Source organism: Vibrio sp. B1FIG11, from assembly GCF_905175335.1.
Lineage (GTDB): Bacteria > Pseudomonadota > Gammaproteobacteria > Enterobacterales > Vibrionaceae > Vibrio > Vibrio campbellii.
Map to the genome: position 1 here is coordinate 2,653,866 of NZ_HG992751.1, position 18,403 is coordinate 2,672,268.

General features: G+C 46.2%; 20 protein-coding genes and 1 tRNA gene. 1 reads left to right on the forward strand and 20 read right to left on the reverse strand.

Going from position 1 to position 18,403, the window contains the following annotated elements:
• Window positions 1-3 precede the first annotated feature (3 nt).
• From KHO06_RS12255 to KHO06_RS12270, 4 genes are all read right to left on the reverse strand, one after another.
• Window positions 4-369, reverse strand: a complete 366-nt coding sequence (locus KHO06_RS12255; RefSeq protein ID WP_212581676.1) for an AAA family ATPase — start codon at window positions 367-369, stop codon at window positions 4-6.
• A gap of 412 nt (window positions 370-781) precedes the next feature.
• Window positions 782-869 (reverse strand) — tRNA-Ser (locus tag KHO06_RS12260).
• 144 nt (window positions 870-1,013) lie between these two features.
• Window positions 1,014-1,463 (reverse strand): L-alanine exporter AlaE, encoded by a 450-nt coding sequence (locus KHO06_RS12265; protein WP_010646956.1) that lies wholly within the window; start codon window positions 1,461-1,463, stop codon window positions 1,014-1,016.
• Between the two features lie 440 nt (window positions 1,464-1,903).
• Entirely contained in the window at window positions 1,904-4,324 is a 2,421-nt protein-coding gene (locus KHO06_RS12270; RefSeq protein WP_212581677.1) for a hybrid sensor histidine kinase/response regulator, read from the reverse strand.
• Window positions 4,325-4,377: 53 nt separating this feature from the next.
• Here KHO06_RS12270 and KHO06_RS12275 point away from each other — a divergent pair, with 53 nt between their 5' ends.
• On the forward strand, window positions 4,378-4,989 hold the full coding sequence (locus KHO06_RS12275) for a YecA family protein (protein WP_212581678.1): 612 nt from the start codon (window positions 4,378-4,380) through the stop codon (window positions 4,987-4,989).
• Between the two features lie 67 nt (window positions 4,990-5,056).
• Here KHO06_RS12275 and KHO06_RS12280 read toward each other — a convergent pair whose 3' ends face one another.
• From KHO06_RS12280 to cydA, 16 genes are all read right to left on the reverse strand, one after another.
• The gene (locus KHO06_RS12280) at window positions 5,057-6,223 is read right to left on the reverse strand and encodes a glutathionylspermidine synthase family protein (RefSeq protein ID WP_045377923.1); all 1,167 of its coding nucleotides are present in this window, start codon (window positions 6,221-6,223) and stop codon (window positions 5,057-5,059) included.
• 5 nt (window positions 6,224-6,228) lie between these two features.
• Window positions 6,229-6,798: a DUF1190 domain-containing protein gene (locus KHO06_RS12285; protein ID WP_005426101.1), complete on the reverse strand. Its 570-nt coding sequence runs from the start codon at window positions 6,796-6,798 to the stop codon at window positions 6,229-6,231.
• 8 nt (window positions 6,799-6,806) lie between these two features.
• Window positions 6,807-7,223 carry a DUF350 domain-containing protein gene (locus tag KHO06_RS12290; protein WP_005426232.1) on the reverse strand — a complete coding sequence of 139 codons (417 nt, stop codon included), beginning with the start codon at window positions 7,221-7,223 and terminating at the stop codon, window positions 6,807-6,809.
• Window positions 7,223-8,266: a potassium channel family protein gene (locus KHO06_RS12295; protein WP_010646945.1), complete on the reverse strand. Its 1,044-nt coding sequence runs from the start codon at window positions 8,264-8,266 to the stop codon at window positions 7,223-7,225. Before KHO06_RS12295 ends, KHO06_RS12290 begins: the two co-directional genes overlap by 1 nt.
• A gap of 144 nt (window positions 8,267-8,410) precedes the next feature.
• Window positions 8,411-9,454, reverse strand: a complete 1,044-nt coding sequence (gene nadA, locus KHO06_RS12300) for a quinolinate synthase NadA (protein WP_212581679.1) — start codon at window positions 9,452-9,454, stop codon at window positions 8,411-8,413.
• Window positions 9,455-9,762: 308 nt separating this feature from the next.
• Entirely contained in the window at window positions 9,763-10,518 is a 756-nt protein-coding gene (gene ybgF / locus KHO06_RS12305) for a tol-pal system protein YbgF (protein WP_038889163.1), read from the reverse strand.
• A gap of 15 nt (window positions 10,519-10,533) precedes the next feature.
• Complete coding sequence (pal, locus tag KHO06_RS12310; RefSeq protein ID WP_005426291.1) at window positions 10,534-11,055, reverse strand: peptidoglycan-associated lipoprotein Pal; 522 nt, start codon at window positions 11,053-11,055, stop codon at window positions 10,534-10,536.
• Between the two features lie 31 nt (window positions 11,056-11,086).
• A complete protein-coding gene (gene tolB, locus KHO06_RS12315; RefSeq protein ID WP_212581680.1) occupies window positions 11,087-12,439 on the reverse strand; it encodes a Tol-Pal system beta propeller repeat protein TolB in 1,353 nt (450 codons plus the stop codon).
• A gap of 10 nt (window positions 12,440-12,449) precedes the next feature.
• Window positions 12,450-13,478 carry a cell envelope integrity protein TolA gene (gene tolA, locus KHO06_RS12320; protein WP_212581681.1) on the reverse strand — a complete coding sequence of 343 codons (1,029 nt, stop codon included), beginning with the start codon at window positions 13,476-13,478 and terminating at the stop codon, window positions 12,450-12,452.
• A 13-nt stretch (window positions 13,479-13,491) separates the two neighbouring features.
• Window positions 13,492-13,935 (reverse strand): protein TolR, encoded by a 444-nt coding sequence (tolR, locus tag KHO06_RS12325; protein ID WP_009842719.1) that lies wholly within the window; start codon window positions 13,933-13,935, stop codon window positions 13,492-13,494.
• A gap of 3 nt (window positions 13,936-13,938) precedes the next feature.
• Window positions 13,939-14,637, reverse strand: coding sequence for a protein TolQ (gene tolQ, locus KHO06_RS12330; protein WP_005426224.1), 699 nt, complete (start codon window positions 14,635-14,637; stop codon window positions 13,939-13,941).
• Window positions 14,627-15,046, reverse strand: coding sequence for a tol-pal system-associated acyl-CoA thioesterase (gene ybgC, locus KHO06_RS12335; RefSeq protein ID WP_005426200.1), 420 nt, complete (start codon window positions 15,044-15,046; stop codon window positions 14,627-14,629). The genes tolQ and ybgC overlap by 11 nt, the downstream gene beginning before the upstream one ends.
• A 171-nt stretch (window positions 15,047-15,217) precedes the next feature.
• Window positions 15,218-15,520 carry a cyd operon protein YbgE gene (gene ybgE / locus KHO06_RS12340; protein ID WP_212581682.1) on the reverse strand — a complete coding sequence of 101 codons (303 nt, stop codon included), beginning with the start codon at window positions 15,518-15,520 and terminating at the stop codon, window positions 15,218-15,220.
• The gene (gene cydX / locus KHO06_RS12345; RefSeq protein ID WP_000270284.1) at window positions 15,513-15,620 is read right to left on the reverse strand and encodes a cytochrome bd-I oxidase subunit CydX; all 108 of its coding nucleotides are present in this window, start codon (window positions 15,618-15,620) and stop codon (window positions 15,513-15,515) included. Before cydX ends, ybgE begins: the two co-directional genes overlap by 8 nt.
• Window positions 15,621-15,632: 12 nt before the next feature.
• Window positions 15,633-16,769, reverse strand: a complete 1,137-nt coding sequence (gene cydB / locus KHO06_RS12350; protein WP_038889166.1) for a cytochrome d ubiquinol oxidase subunit II — start codon at window positions 16,767-16,769, stop codon at window positions 15,633-15,635.
• Window positions 16,770-16,786: 17 nt separating this feature from the next.
• Complete coding sequence (gene cydA, locus KHO06_RS12355) at window positions 16,787-18,373, reverse strand: cytochrome ubiquinol oxidase subunit I (RefSeq protein WP_038889167.1); 1,587 nt, start codon at window positions 18,371-18,373, stop codon at window positions 16,787-16,789.
• Window positions 18,374-18,403: the final 30 nt, after the last annotated feature.

The following is an 18,403-nucleotide window of genomic DNA, read 5'->3' on the forward strand; positions in this document are numbered from 1 at the left end:
ATCTTACCACTGGCAATGCAATTCCAATTCAAGCGATGTGCCCGGTTCTTTTAACCCAAGATAATCAATAAAAAACTCGTATACCCCGCCATCCGAACTTTGGAAGATAGTCAAACCGATAGTAACTTCAGTCTTTTTATCCTGATCCTCCGTATCCTTCCATCGTGGATAATCTCTTAAAGCAGAAATACTATGCCTTCTAGCTCTTCCTAGAATGCTGTCTTCTCTTAGAACAGCTCTTAATGCTCTGACTATGTTGCTCTTACCTGCATCATTTTGACCACAGATTGCTGAATAGTAATCATCAAACTTAATATCGATATTCTCAAAGGTTCGATAGTTCTCAATTCTTAGTTTATTAATTTTCATCTGAACACTCTCTAGCCAACCAACATGCGGCTTTAACGACAAATCGTCGCATTTACCCCCGAAGACAACAAACGATATAATTAATCTTTTCAAGAAGATAAATTAGTTGCATAAAAAGTTAAAATACCCCTATGGAAGTAGGAAAGATTGTGAGGCCCCCTAATTGAACGAGTTACTTCAGCAGCTATAGAAATAGATTCTAAATAGTCTCTTATTTTTCAGCTAAGACGAGGTTAATGTTGCTTCACAACATCCATCTAAAGACAAAGATGCCATTGAATGAGAAAGGTACAGTTCCGGTAGGTTTTAGTGCGAAATCCTGAAAGTATTTGTCGGCCTAATTGTCATATACCCAAAAACCTCAAATCCAAAAACGAAAAAGCCCCAGCATTTCTGCTGGGGCTTTAGAATGTGGCGGTGAGTGAGAGATTCGAACTCTCGATACGTTGCCGTATACACACTTTCCAGGCGTGCTCCTTCAGCCACTCGGACAACTCACCGAATCAAATTGTGGTTAGCATCATTGGCTAACGAGGCGCTAATTTAATGATTATGTGCCTGATGGTCAAGGCTAAACACGAAAAAAAGCGCCCTTTTGCGTTTGTTTGCTCACTATCTAGCTAAATTGCATAAAACAGGGGCAATTATGCTTCTTGATAGTAGCCAGGTACTCGGAACCAACGGCGGCATTGGTCAAGGAAATAACCGTAAAGTACACCCATACCGCAAGATACAACCGCGTTACTCGCCACTGCTGTAATGATTTGGTCAGTCGATGCGCCTACCGCAAACAAAATACCTGCGTAAACTGGAGATTGGAATAGCACGTACGCCACCAAATCAGATACGTTCTTCATGAAAGAGGAAGGGGAAAGCTTGTTGCCTTGGCGTAGCACCCAGTCACGGAACATTCCATAAGGCCATGCAATTGCGATATTGACTGGAATAGACAGCGTGCGTGATGCCAGAGACTGCTCGAACGTCATACCCGAGATCAAAATCTCAATGATCATCCCTGTGATAAAACAAAAAACCACCATAGCAAAAGTATCCGCTGCGGCGTTACGAATACAAAATGGTCCACGAGACTTCATCTACAACCTCTAAAATCAAACACTATTAAAAACGACATCTATAAAATGATTTACTGCATTTAAAACCACAAAGCAGTCAATGGCGCTATTAGAGCACAACATTTTCAGTTTATGGTTCCGTTTTAAATTATTGGTTGTAAATTAATAACCAACTTTAAGCCTAAAAGTAGCAGCTTTCACCAAAACCAGTAAAAACCACCTTAGAACGACCTAAAATGAGGTTTAAAAACGTAATTTATTTACTAATAAGCGACTTAGCACACGAAAACACGCAGAAAACCAGAGAAATATCTGGTAAGTGAATTTCAAAAAGATCGGCTTATGCTACTTGGAGGTCGATTTTCAGAGTAAATGCGAAGTTTGTGGGGTTAGAGAAATGGGCTTGAACAAAGGAAGTTGCTCGAACCTCGGTTCAAGCGACTTCCTTTTTATGTGTGAGGTTATTGATCTGCCAATAATATGGTGAGCTGATCGATATCTTCTTGCTCAGGAGATAAGGCTTTCAGTAAGTGGCTTTCAATACGTTCGATAACGCTGCTTAGCTCTTCTGTCATGCTCGGTTGCACACTATCGAGAATATAAGACAGCGTCGTTAGCGCTTGAGTGAGGTTGCCATCATCTAACGCTAGATAGAAGTTCAAAAGTAACGCATCTACATCGTGCGGTGTTACTGGTTTATTCCCCTGCTTATCTTGGTATTGATAGAGGATAGAAGCGTGGCGATACAAAGCATCATCCAATTCTGATTCAACAATAGGTTTTGCAATAATGTGGTTAGCGCCTACATCAAGCATCCGCTCTTGTGTCTCTTTGAATACATCGGCCGTACACCCGAAGATCAACACAGATTTTGCGGGGGTATCCATAGAGCGAATCACCGCTATTGCGCCTACCCCATCGAGCACCGGCATGTGGTTGTCCATTAATACCAAATCAAACTTCTGACTGGACACCTGCTCTACGGCTTGTTTGCCATTCTCGACACAAACACAAGCGAAGCCCTTCGAGCGTAAGAAAGTCTCCATGATGATGGTGTTGGTGCGGTTATCTTCAACGATCAACGCACGTAAACCTTGGCAATCAAGTTTGTGTGTGCTGGTAGGCTCCAATATCCCCGCTTCACAGGGGTTTAGCTCAAGTTCGACCACAAACTTAGTGCCGATACATTCTTGGCTCTGCACGGTAATGCTACCGCCCATGTGCTCGGAAATTTGCTTAACAATCGCGAGTCCAAGGCCTGTGCCGCCATATCGACGCGTGGTCGAAGACTCCGCCTGCTCAAACGGCCTAAAGATGCGTTCCTGAGCGTCAGGACTAATGCCGATGCCAGTGTCTTTTACGCTAATGCGCAAGCGCGTTTGCTGCCCCTCGACATACTCTGTCAGTTCTACCTCCACATAGCCTCGGTCGGTGAACTTGACTGCATTATTAAGCAGGTTGAACAAAACTTGGCGCAGTCGTGCTTTATCGTTGTTGTACCAACGCCCCTCTGGCACATTGGAAATGACACGGAATTGCAGGCCCTTCTCAGCACACAAGGTGTGATAGACACTGTTGGTACTGCCCAGAATCGAATCAATTGGGAATGGCGTGTTATCAATCTCGATGTGCCCCTGCTCAATCTTCGAGTAATCCAAGATTTCGTTTAGCAACGTCATCATATGATCGCCTGAGTCATACAGGGTGTTGAGGTGTTTTCTCTGCTCGTCGGTTAACTGGGTTTTCAGCAGAATTTGTGCCGTTCCCAACACACCATTCATCGGCGTTCGAATTTCATGAGATAACGTTGCCAAAAATGCCGTTTTTGCATTGGTGGATGCCTGCGCTTTGATGCGCTCTTGCTCTAGGTAGACGGTTTTCTCATTGAACTTAGTGATCAAGTGCCCGATTTCATCTTCACTATCGTAGGTAATGTCGATGATGCCACCAGTTTTGGAGTCATCAACTTTTTGCGCGATGCGGACGATGGGTTCCACAATGTAGCGATTAAGTAGGTAGTAACCCACCAGCACACAGATCAATAAGAAAGGGATGATGCCCCGCTCTACACTCATCACTTGATCAAACACTTGTTCTGCAACTTGAACTTTGGCATTCACAACGTCCATTTGCCATTGGAAAGCTCCGAATTCAAGTTGACTGATATAAATGTCTTTTGTGAGATGAAAGTTATGCTCAATCACGACTTGTCCATCCGCGTCACGGATCACCACGCCTAAAGAGTATTGGTTGGTGTGCTCGCGAATGAACTGGAATAGCGCTTCGAGGGATAAATCGACCGTGGCGACACCAGCAAAAACGCCCTGTTTGTAATAAGGCGCTGAAGCCGTGATCATCTGAACTTGGGTAAAGGTATCGATATAAACGCCAGACCAACTTACATAACCAGCGGGCTTATTCGCCACAGATTGATACCATGGCTCGTTGTCGTAACCACCGGACTCGGGGTTATTGTAAGAATGGATTTGATCTAAGCTGCCGTGCTCGTTCTTATTGAAAAATAAACTTGTGTATTGCCAGCGCTCATCTTCGAGTGTCGGCTTTGGCCATAAACCGCCACTGACGATGATGTCATCACTCACGGCAAGCAACTGAGGAATGGTACCTTGCAGCGAAATATCGGCTGTTGGTGTTTGCCCTAACCCGACCAAGCTGTTCAGCAATCCAACGGAGCTGGTCAATGGCCCCTCGATTTGAGATGCGAGTAATTGGGTGCGTAAATTCAAATTACGTTCGAGCTTTTCTCGAACTGGCGGGTCAACAACGAGGTACACGACGGAGCCAATGGTCGCGATAAAGAAACACAAATAAAGCGTTAGGGCGAGAATGCTTTTTTTTCTGAGTGACGAACGAATTTCCATAGATGTAGACGAATCATTCCCTAATATCGATTTATCGCTGATTGATTGGTAATATGAGCGCAACCAACCAGCCCATTAACAAATGGTATTCGATTTTGAAACTACAAGACATCCTTTCTCTTCCAGAACTTGATGGAAAACTACTAAACCTAGCGAAAACTCAAGGCTTTGTAACGTCGATGGCGTGTGCGCCAAACGTTCTAAACCCTCAAGAGTGGCTGCCGTTCTTATGGGGTGGTGAAGAAACCGCACCCTTCTCTGATGGCGAACAACTAGAGCAGTACATTGATGAGATTGTTCAAATGTGGAACCAAACTCGTCCTGCTCTTCTAGAAGGTTCATGGCAATGGCCAGAAGGTTGTGAACTGGATGATAAAGATATCGTTTCAGCGAACACGCGTGATTTCTGTGAAGGCGTACTTCAAGGCTGGCAAATCACTCGTGATGACTGGGAAAATTTGATGCCTGCAGATAGTGAAGACAGCGCTCTACTGGGTGGTGTTCTGCTTTCTCTTACTATGCTTTACGATCCAGAAACAACGATCGCGACACTTGCAGAGCAAGGCATGGAAGGTTTAGAGCAGTTTGAAGAGATCTTCAATGCGATGCCAATGATGCTTGGTGGCCTGACTCAGCGCGGTGTTATGCTAGCAGAAGAAGAGTAAGACGCTTTGCTCATCTAAAGCAGACTGCATTTGATGAAAAGCTCTCCACGTTGGAGAGCTTTTTTGATCAATCGAGAATAACGTGGGGAATATAGCGCGCCATATCTTGCGTGACTAAACTGCTGTCTTCTCGAATGGAAATGCCGGCGGCTTTGTCATTGACTAACCAGCTGCCAATCAAAGTATGGCTCTGACCAAATTTCGGTAGCGGATGATATTGCTGGACGATGTTTTGGCTCGATTCGTACGGCCCAGGAGTTTTCACTAAACGCTGTCCATTTTTGACGATCTCTATGTTTGCGCCTTCGCGAGAAAAAAGAGGCTTGATGACATAGTCTTTCAAACTGCTCGCTTTTGGATCGTTCGCAAAATACGCAGGCAGGAGATTAGGATGATTTGGAAAACGCTCCCAAAGCAACGGCAATAGCGCTTTGTTAGACAGAATCGACTTCCACATCGGCTCTAACCAGTTCACACTCGATGTTGCGAGATACTGGCTGTATTGCTCTTCGAACATGAATTCCCACGGGTAGAGTTTGAACATCCAGCGAATCGCTCGGTCATCGGCATCAACAAACTGCCCCTCTTCTGTCACACCAATATCTTCGACAAAAACAAACGCCGTAGCTAAGCCAGCTTCACGGGCGCAATCTTCCAGATATTGCACAGTGCCTTTGTCTTCTTCGGTATATTTGCAGCAACTGAAATGCAGTGTTTGTCCCGGTTGCAATTTGGCGATCTCGGCGAAGCGCTCAATGAGGAAATCTTGCAGAATATTAAACTGATCCGCACTTTGGTGGATGCGGCCTTTGTTAACCACATCTTCTAACCATACCCACTGCCAAAAGCCTGTTTCAAACAGAGAGGTAGGAGTATCTGCATTGTTCTCTAGCAGTTTTGCTGGTGATGAACCGTTGTAAGCAAAATCCATTCTTGAATAGAGGGATGGCTCTCTGCGTTGCCAAGAGGAAGCCACTTGGGACCACATGGCTTCAGGAATGGCACATTGCGTCAGTAATCGCTCACTTCGTACGACCTCGTCCACGATTTCAAGACACATTTGATGAAGCTCCTCGGTTGGGTCTTCAATGTCTTGTTCGATTTGGGAAAGGGAGAATTGATAGTAAGCACTCTCATCCCAGTAGGGTTGGTCGTACATGGAATGGAAACCAAAACCAAACTGGCGTGCTAAATCACGCCAGTTTTCTCTTTCTTGTATTTCTCGTCGAAACATCGCTGTTAACCGCCACGACTCACTGATACTGCTTTACCGAACCCGCCTCGCGACATGGCACGGCCAATCGTACCGCCACCTCGCTTGTTTAGGTTACTCGTCGCCACCTTGGTAGGTTGATTACGGTAAGAGCCGTAGAACTGCCCTGCGCCGTTGTAATACTTGGATTTGTAGCGATACATCGGCTCTGAATAGTAGCTTTTGTTGTAACCACTTAAACCGCTGACTGCACGGCTGAAGAAGTATCCTCCCACAAACGGTACGTAAGAACGGTGGCGCGAGCTGTAATAACAATCGTCTTCGTAGAAATCGTCTTCACACTCGTACTCATTGTTATAGCGCGGTGCGTTTTCTTCTGCTCTCGCCATTGCTTCTTGATACGCGATTTCACACTGTTCGCTGAACTCTGGCGCATCCGATTTACACTCATCCGCGTCGGTGTAGATGTAACCTTCCGTTTTCGATTCGTGCGTTGCCAGAAAGAAGATGCCACCAAAAGCAACGAATGGAATGATTCGTCCAACTTTAAAGCTTTTGTCCATTGAAGAACGTTTGACGTTAGAACTGCGTTTCATCGCTCCTCCTAGTACGTCATGCAAGCCGCGTTCAGCACGCCGACAGAGACAGAGACGGCCGCTAGCACGATGCCCGCTGGCACTTCATCATTCTCAATACGCTCTGAGACTTTTGGCAAAAGAATGAAACGTACGATACCAAACGCGATGATTTGCGCGAGCATGGCCACAACGCCCCACACCATGAAATCGACGATGTTCACTGAGTTAGTCGCCGCACCTGCAATCGCTAAGCAATAACCAAGGAACGCACCACTTAACGCAACCGCAGCCGCGGTGTTTTTCTCTTCTTTGATCAGGTGCCATTCATCGTATGGAGTCAGTTTGACGTAGATGAACTTGAACGCCAGTACGAAGATAATCGAAACGGAAAAATAGATAAGAAAGTTAGGAAAACCTGCCAACAGGTCGGCAATCATGTGCATTATTTGTCCTTGTTCATGTCTGTCCAAGCGAAATCATCAATTCGCTCATCGGCAATATAAAACAGCTTAGTGCTCGGTGGCACTTGAGCGCTGAGCTCCGGATTAAGCTCAATGCCGCTACCAAGATCGAAAGCGATCAAGGTCGCTTGATGGTGCTTCTTAATGAACCCAAAGATCGTCTCGACCGTCGTCGTTGGTTGATCTTCAGGGTAGATCACAGAGTACTGAGTCATACCACGTGTTGAAGCCAACAGCTCTTGATGGAGTGCACTTGAGCCCGGATCCACCGCCGCTTTGGCAAGCATCTCTGCCCCTACAGCTGGGATACATTCCGCTCTCGGGCAGTGCTGGCTCAACAATCGGCCCAACGCATCGTCTTTGAAATAAGCGAGCAAGTGTGCATCAGGATTTACAGAGGCACAATACAATGCTGCTGAGAGGGTGATGTCATCGGTGAGATTATCAACAATGATACAGTTCGCTTCGGTGATGTTGGCATTCTTCATCTCCTGCGCATCGGTATAGCTGTTAACCTTGATAAAACCAATCTCACCCGGTAGTGGGTTTTCAATGTCTGAACGACTGCACAAAACGATTGGACGCTTGCCATGTTCTTCATGTTGCAACATACGGATCAGATGCATGGTACGTGCGCCATTCCAACCCAGTAATACGATATGGTTTTCCACTCTTACTCTCCGTTTGCCCAATATTCCCGCTCGCCAATAGTCGATCGCGCCTCCTGCCACTCGTCCCAAAATGGCGGCAAATAAGCTCAAACCACCAGGGATGATAAACAACACGACTACCCACTTGCCCATATCGGTGACGGGTGAATGATCGCCATAGCCCACCGTAGAGGCGGTGACCATTAGGTAGTAAATGAAGTTCGAGAAGTTATCGGTTAGTGCGTGCTCCCCCGCGAGGGCCAGCAACAACCATGAAATGGCGATATATGCGGCACTAATGACAAGAAGGTTTCGGTTGCTCAATTTGAAAAGATGGGTACTTAGCCACTTTTTCAGTACTAGCCATACAGCCATAAGTTTCCGATTCCTTTCTGATTGCTATAACTAAATACTAACTCATTGATTGTAAAAAACAAAAAAACCAGCCATATTCGGCTGGTTTTTGAGATTTATCGTAGCAAACTTTGGTCTAAGAACTGACTAAGCGTTGCCTTTCAACTACATGTTAAGCTGCTCTGCGAAATCTAGCATGCGGTTCAGTGAGACCAGAGATTTCACACGTAATGCTTCATCAACGAAGATTTCGTGCTCTGCACCACCTTCTCTCAATGCTTTTTCAATCGCTTTAAGGCCATTCATTGCCATCCAAGGACAGTGTGCACAGCTGCGACACGTTGCACCCGCACCTGCCGTTGGAGCTTCAATCAGCTCTTTTTCTGGCACTAGCTGCTGCATCTTGAAGAAGATACCTTTGTCAGTAGCCACGATCATTTGTTGCTGAGGAAGCTCTTTCGCCGCTTTGATTAGCTGACTTGTAGAACCCACTGCATCGGCAAGTTCCACCACACTCGCAGGAGACTCTGGGTGCACTAGGATAGCGGCATCTGGGTATACGCTCTTCATCTTGCGTAGTGCATCTGCAGAGAACTCATCGTGAACCACACACTCACCTTGCCATAGCAACATGTCTGCGCCTGTCTTGTTCGCGATGTAAGAACCTAGGTGACGGTCAGGGCCCCAGATGATTGGCTTATCTTCTGCGTCTAGGTGTTCAACAATCTCTAGAGCGATGCTTGATGTAACTACCCAATCAGCGCGCGCTTTTACCGCTGCCGACGTGTTTGCGTATACCACGACCGTATGGTCAGGGTGTGCATCACAGAATTCGCTGAACTTGTCTGCTGGACAGCCAAGATCAAGAGAACATTCAGCCTCTAGCGTTGGCATTAGAATGCGTTTTTCAGGCGTAAGGATCTTTGCAGATTCGCCCATAAAGCGCACACCACCAATGATCAGTGTGCTTGCTGGGTGACGGTTACCAAATTTCGCCATTTCTAGCGAATCACCAACAAAACCGCCGGTCTCTTCAGCCAAAGCTTGGATCTCAGGATCGGTGTAGTAGTGCGCGATAAGTACCGCGTCTTTCTCTTTAAGCAGCTTTTTGATTCGCTCGATGTAATCGGCTTTTTCTTCTTGGCTTAATGGGATTGGTTTTGGAGGGAATGGGTAAACTGTCTCGATTTTATCTAGTATGTGGCTCATTGCTCTTGCTCTACGCAACTTCCTTTAATCCGAGTATTGTAACCTTGTTGATTTTCAAAAACCAACCCGTAACCGGAATTTATAGCAGTCTAGCCGTATATCTTTGTTGTAAGTAACAATTCTAACTGTAGAGAATGAACGCTTGTTACATCTCAGGTCAGCAACACAGAGACGAGTATTGATGGGGATTGAGGCATAGGGAGATAAGGAGTAGAGATTGAAAGAGAAAGAGAAAGAGATAGGGATACAAAAAACAAAAAGGGAGCCTCTGCTCCCTTTGATATTGTCTTGCTACCGATTAGGCGTGATTACTTCAGCTTAGAGCCTGCAACTTTCGCCGATGCACTGCCCGGGTACTCATCAACAACTTGCTGATAGTATTTCTTCGCCTGTGCGTCATTTTTGTTACGCTCTGCGATATCGCCTAGCTTAACCAATGCGTCTGCACGCTTGTTGGAATCTTTGTAAGAAACCACAGCAGCAAAGCTTTTCACGGCCTCTTTGTCCTGTTTCTTAGCGAAGTACAACTGACCTAGCCAGTAATGCGAGTTCGCTGAGTAAGTTGAATCAGGATAGTCCTTTTGGAACTGTTGGAATGCAGCGATCGCGCCAGTGTAGTCGCGTTTCTTGAGGATCAAGTCCACCGCATCTTGGTAGGCCGTTTGCTCATCGGCATTCGATGAGTACTTACCACCCGTTTCCGCTGGTTTGGTTTCTTTTACTGGCGCAGCTTTCATTTCGCCACGCACTCGATCTAACTCAACGAACAACTCTCGCTGACGTTTCAGCATTTGCTGCATCTCGTAGCTGTTGCGCTCTAACTGACCACGTAGATCACTGATCTCTTGTGACATTTGGTCAATTTGCTCTTGCATTTGAAGCTGAACGCGGTTGCGATTTTGCAGCAAGCGCTCTAAACGCTCGATGTCGCTTTCGGAAGAAGATCGAGTAGATACTGATGATGTGCTGTTGAGATCTGATACTGGAGCTGGTGCAGCGAACGCGAAGTTCGCTGCACTTGCCAGTAACGTAAGCGTAACAGCGCGCTTAGTGTTACTGAACATGAGGTTTACCTCGAATTAGTATACTAGAACCGCACGACGGTTCTTAGCGTAAACTTCTTCAGATTGACCTAGAAGAAGTGGCTTCTCTTCACCGTAGCTAACGATAGAGATTTGGTCAGCTTGAACACCTAGTGCTTGTAGGTAGTTCGATACTGCTTCAGCACGACGCTCGCCAAGTGCGATGTTGTACTCAGGCGTACCACGCTCATCCGCGTGACCTTCAATCGTTACTTTAAGAGCAGGGTTCTTGCTTAGGTAAGAAGCGTGAGCTGCTAGCATTTCTTCGTAATCGCCCGCAATTGTTGAGTTATCAAATGCGAAGTAGATAGTTTGAGTTTCACGTAGCGCTTGCTCTTTTAGCTCTTGCTCCGTTAGCTGACCATTTGGATCGATCGGCGTTACTACTGTTGTTTCTGAAGCACCAGTGTTTGTTTCTGCACCAGTGTTAGAAGCAGCGTCATCGCTTGAACTACATGCTGTCATAGCCATCACAGGAATCGCGATTAGTAGCCCTTTTAGAACCTTGTTCAGTTGCATCTTATTTTCCTTTATTAATCAATTTTTCTTACTACAAAAACGGTGACCATGCGGGAGCTCTTACACGCCCATTTGTTGCCGGTAATCTAGCTTTAAATCGACCATCAATTGACACCATCGATAGTACGTTTTTCTTGTTGTAAATCGAGCTATAGATAACCATGCCACCATTTGGGGCAATGCTCGGAGACTCATCAAGCAATGTTTTTGTTAGAACCTGAAGAGCGCCTGTTTCCAAATCTTGTTTAGCCAAGTTGAAACCCGAATCACTGCGATTCACCATGACTAGGAATCGACCATCAGGGGTGATTTGACCACCTAAGTTTTGGCTGCCTTGCCAAGTCAAGCGGTTAGTAGAACCGCTGCCCAAATCTACTTGATAAATCTGAGGTTTACCACCCCTGTCAGATGTGAAAATCAGTGATTTACCATCAGGGTGCCAGAACGGTTCTGTATTATTTGATCTGCCACGCGTAATTTGTGTCAGCTTGCGAGTTTTCAGATCCAAAGTGTATACCTGAAGCGAGCCAGTCTTAGACAGTACCAGTGCTAACTGACTGCCATCTGGAGAGAATCTTGGCGCACCATTGTGGCGAGGGTATGAAGTAATCTTCTCGCGCTCGCCGGTATAGATGTTCATGATGAAGATTTCAGCTTGGCCATTTTGGAAGCTAACATAAGCCAGCTTTTGACCATCTGGAGACCATGCAGGAGACATCAGTGGCTGCTTAGAACGCAGAACCAAACGCTCGTTGTAACCGTCGTAATCCGCAACACGAAGTTGGTAAGGGAAGTTATCTTTATCGTTCACTACCACGTAAGCAATACGCGTCATAAACGCACCACGTTCACCCGTCAACTGCTCGTAAACCAAGTCAGAGATTCGGTGTGCGTATTCACGCATACGTGGGCCTTCAACTGTTGCAACCTTGTTGAACAGAACATGATCTTTAGAAAGGACTAGCTCACCGTCACCACCCAATGCTTTGCTCTTACCACCAGTTAGCTGGCCGCGCACTACGTCAACCAATTGGTAGTTAACTACGTAGTTACCCTGCTCGTTCTTTCTGATTGAGCCAGTAAGCAATGCGTCCACACCTAAGCCGGTCCACGCATCAAAGTTCACCTCTGATTCGTTGAATGGCGTTTGGGGCATTTTGCTGGTTGGTACCGGGCTGAATTTACCACTGCGTTGCAAGTCAGAAGCAATCACAGCAGAAATATCGGTAGGAAGCGGTTCACTGCCTTCCCATTTGAATGGAACAACAGCAATTGGTCGTGCTGAATCAATACCATCGGTAATCACCAGCTCTAATGCAGCGTGAGCTACACTCGTCAGACTGCCAAGCAGTACAAACATTCCTAGTAAAAGACGTTTAATCACGGCTTATCCCTTATTGTTGTAGTGCGACCGTAAGGTTAATATCCTTCAGCCTTTGGTTAACTGTTGAATCGGTAGACATTGGAAAACTTGGCACTTGTGCGATTGCACTCTTTGCAGCCGCACATACTCTAGAGTCTCCAGAAAGCACACTCACCGATGAGACTATCATGTCTGCCCCTGTCGGAATCAGCTTAATGTTAACTCTACACTCCTTTCCCAATAAGTAGTCGTCCTTTAGCAATTTGCTTTGAATAAGCTGAGTATAGATTGAGCTGTAACGAGAAACTTCGTCAGCGACAAATTGCCCTTGTGCCTGTTGGTTTGCACTCGACTCACTTTCTAGACCGGCAAAGATGTCATCCAGTGCCGCTTCTTGTTCTTTACGCTCACGCTCGATTTGTTCAAGACGCTCTTTTTCTTTACGCGCTTTCTCTGCGGCCTCTTTGGCTGCCTTTTCTTTCGCGATGCGTTCTTGTTCGGCTTTTGCTGCGGCTTCGCGTTCACGTTTCGCTTTTTCTTCCGCTTCTTTTGCGGCTTTCTCACGCGCTACACGTTCCTGCTCTGCCTTACGTACTGCCTCTTCTTTGGCTTTACGCTCTTTCTCGGCTTTTGCTGCTTGCTCTTTCGCTTTGCGAGTACGTTCTTCTTCGGCCTTACGTTCTTGTTCTTTCTTCTTGCGAGCAGCTTCGGCTTCACGAGCGGCTTTGGCGTCTTTTGCCTGCTGCTCTTTTAGCTTACGAATCTGTTCTTCTTCAGCTTTACGGTTTTTCTCAAGCTGCTCAGCTTCACGTCTCAGTTTATCCAGACGGTCTTGCTCTTTCTTCGCGGCTTTTTCGCGTTGCTGACGAATCTCGTTCGCTTGTTTCTGAACAAGTTTTGGATCAATCACCACGGCCTGAACCATCTGCCCTGTCGGCTCTGGTTTCGACATTGTGAAATCCGTACCCCAAAGCAGAGCAACGACTAACAGCGCATGCAAACCAACCGATATCGCTATCGGCTTGGTGTATTCTTTGCGTTTCTTCTTGTTGTCTTTCATAGATGTACGATGTCTATTCCTTGATATCGGTCATCAGACCCACTTTTGGGATGCCTGCACGACTTAACTCGTCAAGCAAAAGTACAACGTCAGCGTATGGCGTTGCCGCATCACCACCGACTGCAACAGGTGAATCAGGCTTAATCTCACGCTCGGCTTTCACGCGCACAATCACGTCTTGTAGTGATAGACCGCGTTGAACCTCTTCATCATTCACGCTTAGGCCTAAATTGCCGTCACGATCGATTTCGATAATGATGAAGCTGCTGTCTGTATCACCAGCCAGATCTTGCATGGATTCAGCCGTCGACGTTTGTGGTAGATCCACATCCACGCCTTGAGTCACAAATGGAGCGGTCGCCATGAAAATGATCAACAGAACAAGCATCACGTCGATGTAAGGTACGACGTTGATCTCTGCAGTCATTTTACGCTTTTTAGGTTGGTAACCCGCCATGACTTATTCCTTACTTGCGCTGTCTCGACCCGCCATCGCTTGACGGTGCAGAATGCTGTGGAATTCTTCAGAGAAAGTTGCGTATGTGTGTTCTAGCTTACTTACTTTGTTACTTAGACGGTTGTAAGCCATTACCGCAGGGATTGCCGCGAATAGGCCCATCGCTGTCGCAATCAGTGCTTCAGCGATACCTGGCGCTACCATTGAAAGCGTTGCTTGCTTCACTTCACCTAAAGCGATGAACGCGTGCATGATGCCCCAAACGGTACCAAACAGACCAATGTATGGACTGATAGAACCAACCGTTGCAAGGAATGGTAGGCTGGTTTCAAGTTCATCAACTTCACGAGCAACAGCGACGCGCATTGCACGGCCAGTACCTTCCATGATGTAAGCTGGTGAGTTTGCGTTGCTCTTACGTAGGCGTGCGAACTCGGTAAAACCTGCGTAGAAGATTTCTTCTGTGCCCGTGATGTCGTCTTTGCGGCCTTTCACTTTTTGATAAAGCTGTGAAAGATCCGTGCCCGACCAAAATTTGTCTTCAAATGACTCTGCATCTTTTGATGCTTGAGATAAGACTTTGCTGCGCTTAATGATCATAGCCCATGATGCGATTGACATGCCTAGCAGTGTCAACATCACAAGCTTTACCAACAGACTGGCCTGAAGAAAGAGATCTAAAATGGAAATATCAGCAGTCACTATTTGTTAGCTCCGAATTGATAAATGATGGAATCGCAATTGGCTTCATTTTCTTATTATCGATACATGCTACCTTAACCATTGCCTTGCACAATGTTCTGCCTTCATCATTGACTAACTCTTGACAGAATTGCAGGGAAGCACGTTTTATTTCTGACACTCGGGTTAGAACGGTCAAATGCTCGTCCAGCCTAGCGCCTTGGTTGAAATCGATATCCATGTGTCGGACAACAAAGCCTATGTTTTGTTCCAATAACACATGTTGGGAAACGCCTTTTGCACGCAACATCTCAGTGCGTGCACGTTCAAAGAATTTCAAATAATTTGAATGATATACAACGCCGCCCGCATCCGTGTCTTCGTAATACACGGTGATCGGCCAGCGGAAGGGATTTGATGTGCCTTGCAAGGGAGTACCAGTAATTTCAATTCTTTAAAGCAATTACTATAACTGAAGCGGCAGTAATTGGTACTGAGCGAAGGGAATATTTTTGAATTTTGTAGAAAAAATAAAAGCCAGACAAACTGCCTGGCTTTTATTCGATGATTTAGTAACCGACTTTATTTCAGAGTGTAACGCTTACATGAAATACAGTGCAGTTAGATAAATTAGGATAGCGAGTGAGAAGTAAGGGCTGAACAATACTTGCCAGTACCAGTTTCTCGGTTTAAAACCCACGCCATACACCATGCTTGAGCAACAAGCCCAAATCAATGCTGGCGCGATAAACGCATTAAAGCCACCAATTTCTCGATGGTATGCGTTTGGGTCCCACATCACCAATCCAACGTGCATAAAGCCGAGGATTAAGGCCAAGACTCTCAGCAGAGTCTTGTCCATTGGTGCGTGAAGTTTCGCTACCTTGCCAGCGAGATTACTCACTGTCTTTATCCATCATTTCTGAGTGCTCTAACCAAAGAGCGTTGATGATACCGAATGCACAAGCAAGTAGTACACCTAGAATCCATGCGAAATACCACATAGTAATAGCTCCTTAGTAAAGTGAGTTTTTGTTGTCTTCGATGAACTGATCATCCAAGCGACCGAACATCTTGTAGTAAGTCCAAGACGTGTAAGCCAAGATGATTGGAACCATAACAAACGCTACGCCTGTCATTAGGTTCAGAGTCAGCTCAGATGAAGTTGCATCCCACATTGTTAGGCTGTGGCTTGGCACTAGGTCTGATGGCATGATGAATGGGAACATCGCAATACCAGCAGTAAAGATAACGCCAGCGTTACCTAGGCTTGATGTTAGGAACGCAATACCACACTTCTCTAGACGAGATGCCAATACAGCTAGAAGCGGCATAGCAACACCCAATACAGGTGCAGCCCATAGTAGTGGGTAAGTTTCGAAGTTCGTCATCCACGCGCCTGCTTCACGGATAACCTCTTTGTTTAGAGGGTTAGACGCTGCTGCAGTGTCGATACCACCTACGATTACGTAGCCTTCAATGTTTTGGATCCAGAAGCCTGCTGCTACGAAAGCAACCACTGTTAGTAGGCCAGTAAGCTGAGCTACGTTACGAGCACGAGTGTGTACTTCGCCAGTTGTTTTCATTTGCAGCCAAGTTGCGCCTTGCATCAGGATCATGAACAAGCTTACTAGACCACATAGCAGAGCAAATGGGTTTAGTAGACCGAAGAATGAACCGTGGTACGTTGGCATTAGGAATTCGTTCAACTGGAATGGAACACCTTGTAGAAGGTTACCAAACGCAACACCAAAGATGATTGGTGGAACGAAACCACTGATTGAGATACAGATATCCCAAGTGTTACGCCATTTTGGATCTTCGATTTTCGAACGGTAATCAAGACCGATTGGACGTAGCCAAAGTGCCGCTAGAGTTAGGATCATCGCTAGGTAGAAACCAGAGAACGATGTCGCGTAAACTAGAGGCCATGCAGCGAACAATGCACCACCTGCAGTGATAAGCCATACTTGGTTACCATCCCAGTGCGGAGCGATTGAGTTAATCATCACACGACGTTGCGTGTCGTTTTTACCGATTACAGGTACAAGCGCGCCTACACCCATATCGAAACCGTCAGTAATCGCGAAACCAACTAGTAGAACACCGATCAGTACCCACCAGATGAATCGCAAGATTTCGTAATCAAACATCTTGTTATCTCCTTGCCTTACGCTTCTACTTGGCGACTAACTTTGTCTTCAACAGAGTCAGCGTTTTGCTCGAAGTGGTAGCGACCTGTTTTCAGGCTGCTTGGACCTTTACGAGCGAATTTCACCATTAGGTATACTTCTGCGATTAGGAACACAGTGTATAGCGCTAGGATTGCAAATAGTGAAGTCCAAATCTGACCCGCAGTCAGTGCAGATGCCGCTACATGAACAGGTAGAATTTCACCTACTGCCCAAGGCTGACGACCGTATTCTGCAACGAACCAACCTGCTTCGATCGCAATCCATGGAAGTGGAATGCTGAACAATGCAGCTTTAAGAACCCAAGGTTTCTGTTCGATCTTCTGACGACATGTTTGGATGAATGACGCACCGAATACGAATAGCATAATGAAACCACACGCAACCATGATACGGAATGACCAGAATAGTGGCCAAACTGTTGGGATAGAATCATCCGCAGCCGCTTGGATTTGGTCTTCTGTCGCATCAACAACGTTTTCTGTGTAACGTTTTAGAAGTAGACCGTAACCTAGGTCACCTTTCACTTCGTCAAACGCTGTCATGTTTGCTTCAGACTTGTCGCCTGCACGCAGTTTTTCAAGTAGCTCGTACGCGTACATACCTGTACGGATACGGTCAACGTGCTCTTCACGTAGATCGTGTAGACCTGTTACTTGCTCGTCAAATGAACGCGTTGCGATGATACCCATTACGTAAGGGATCTTGATCGCGTAATCGGTGTTCATTGTTTCTTGGTTTGGAATACCAAATAGCGTGAATGCTGCAGGCGCTGGCTCTGTGTGCCATTCTGCTTCAACTGCCGCTAGTTTCACTTTTTGAACTTCACCCAACTCGTAACCAGATTCGTCACCTAGAACGATTGTCGATAGAATTGCTGCCATACCGAAAGATGCTGCGATAGCAAATGAGCGACGAGCAAACGCCACGTCACGGCCTTTCAGTAGGTAGTATGAACTGATGCCTAGAACGAACATTGCACCACACGTGTAACCTGACGCTACTGTGTGTACAAATTTAACTTGCGCTACTGGGTTTAGAACAACGTCTGCAAAGCTCACCATTTCCATACGCATGGTTTCGAAGTTGAACTCAGCGCCTACTGGGTTTTGCATCCAGCCGTTCGCGATAAGAATCCAAAGTGCAGAGAAGTTAGAACCTAGAGCAACCAACCAGGTTACCGCCAAGTGTTGACGTTTCGATAGACGATCCCACCCGAAGAAGAATAGACCAACAAAAGTTGACTCCAGGAAGAAAGCAACCAGTGCTTCGATCGCAAGTGGCGCACCGAAGATGTCACCTACATAGTGGGAATAGTAAGACCAGTTCGTACCAAACTGGAACTCCATGGTAAGGCCGGTAGCCACACCAAGTGCAAAGTTAATACCGAACAGCTTACCCCAGAACTTGGTCATGTCCTTGTAGATTTGCTTGTTCGTCATTACGTACATCGATTCCATAATGGCCAAAAGGAAGGCCATACCAAGGGTCAATGGTACGAATAGGAAGTGATACATCGCTGTCAGTGCAAACTGCAACCGCGACAGATCAACTACGTCAATCATGGTAACTCCTATGTGTCGGCTGAATGACAC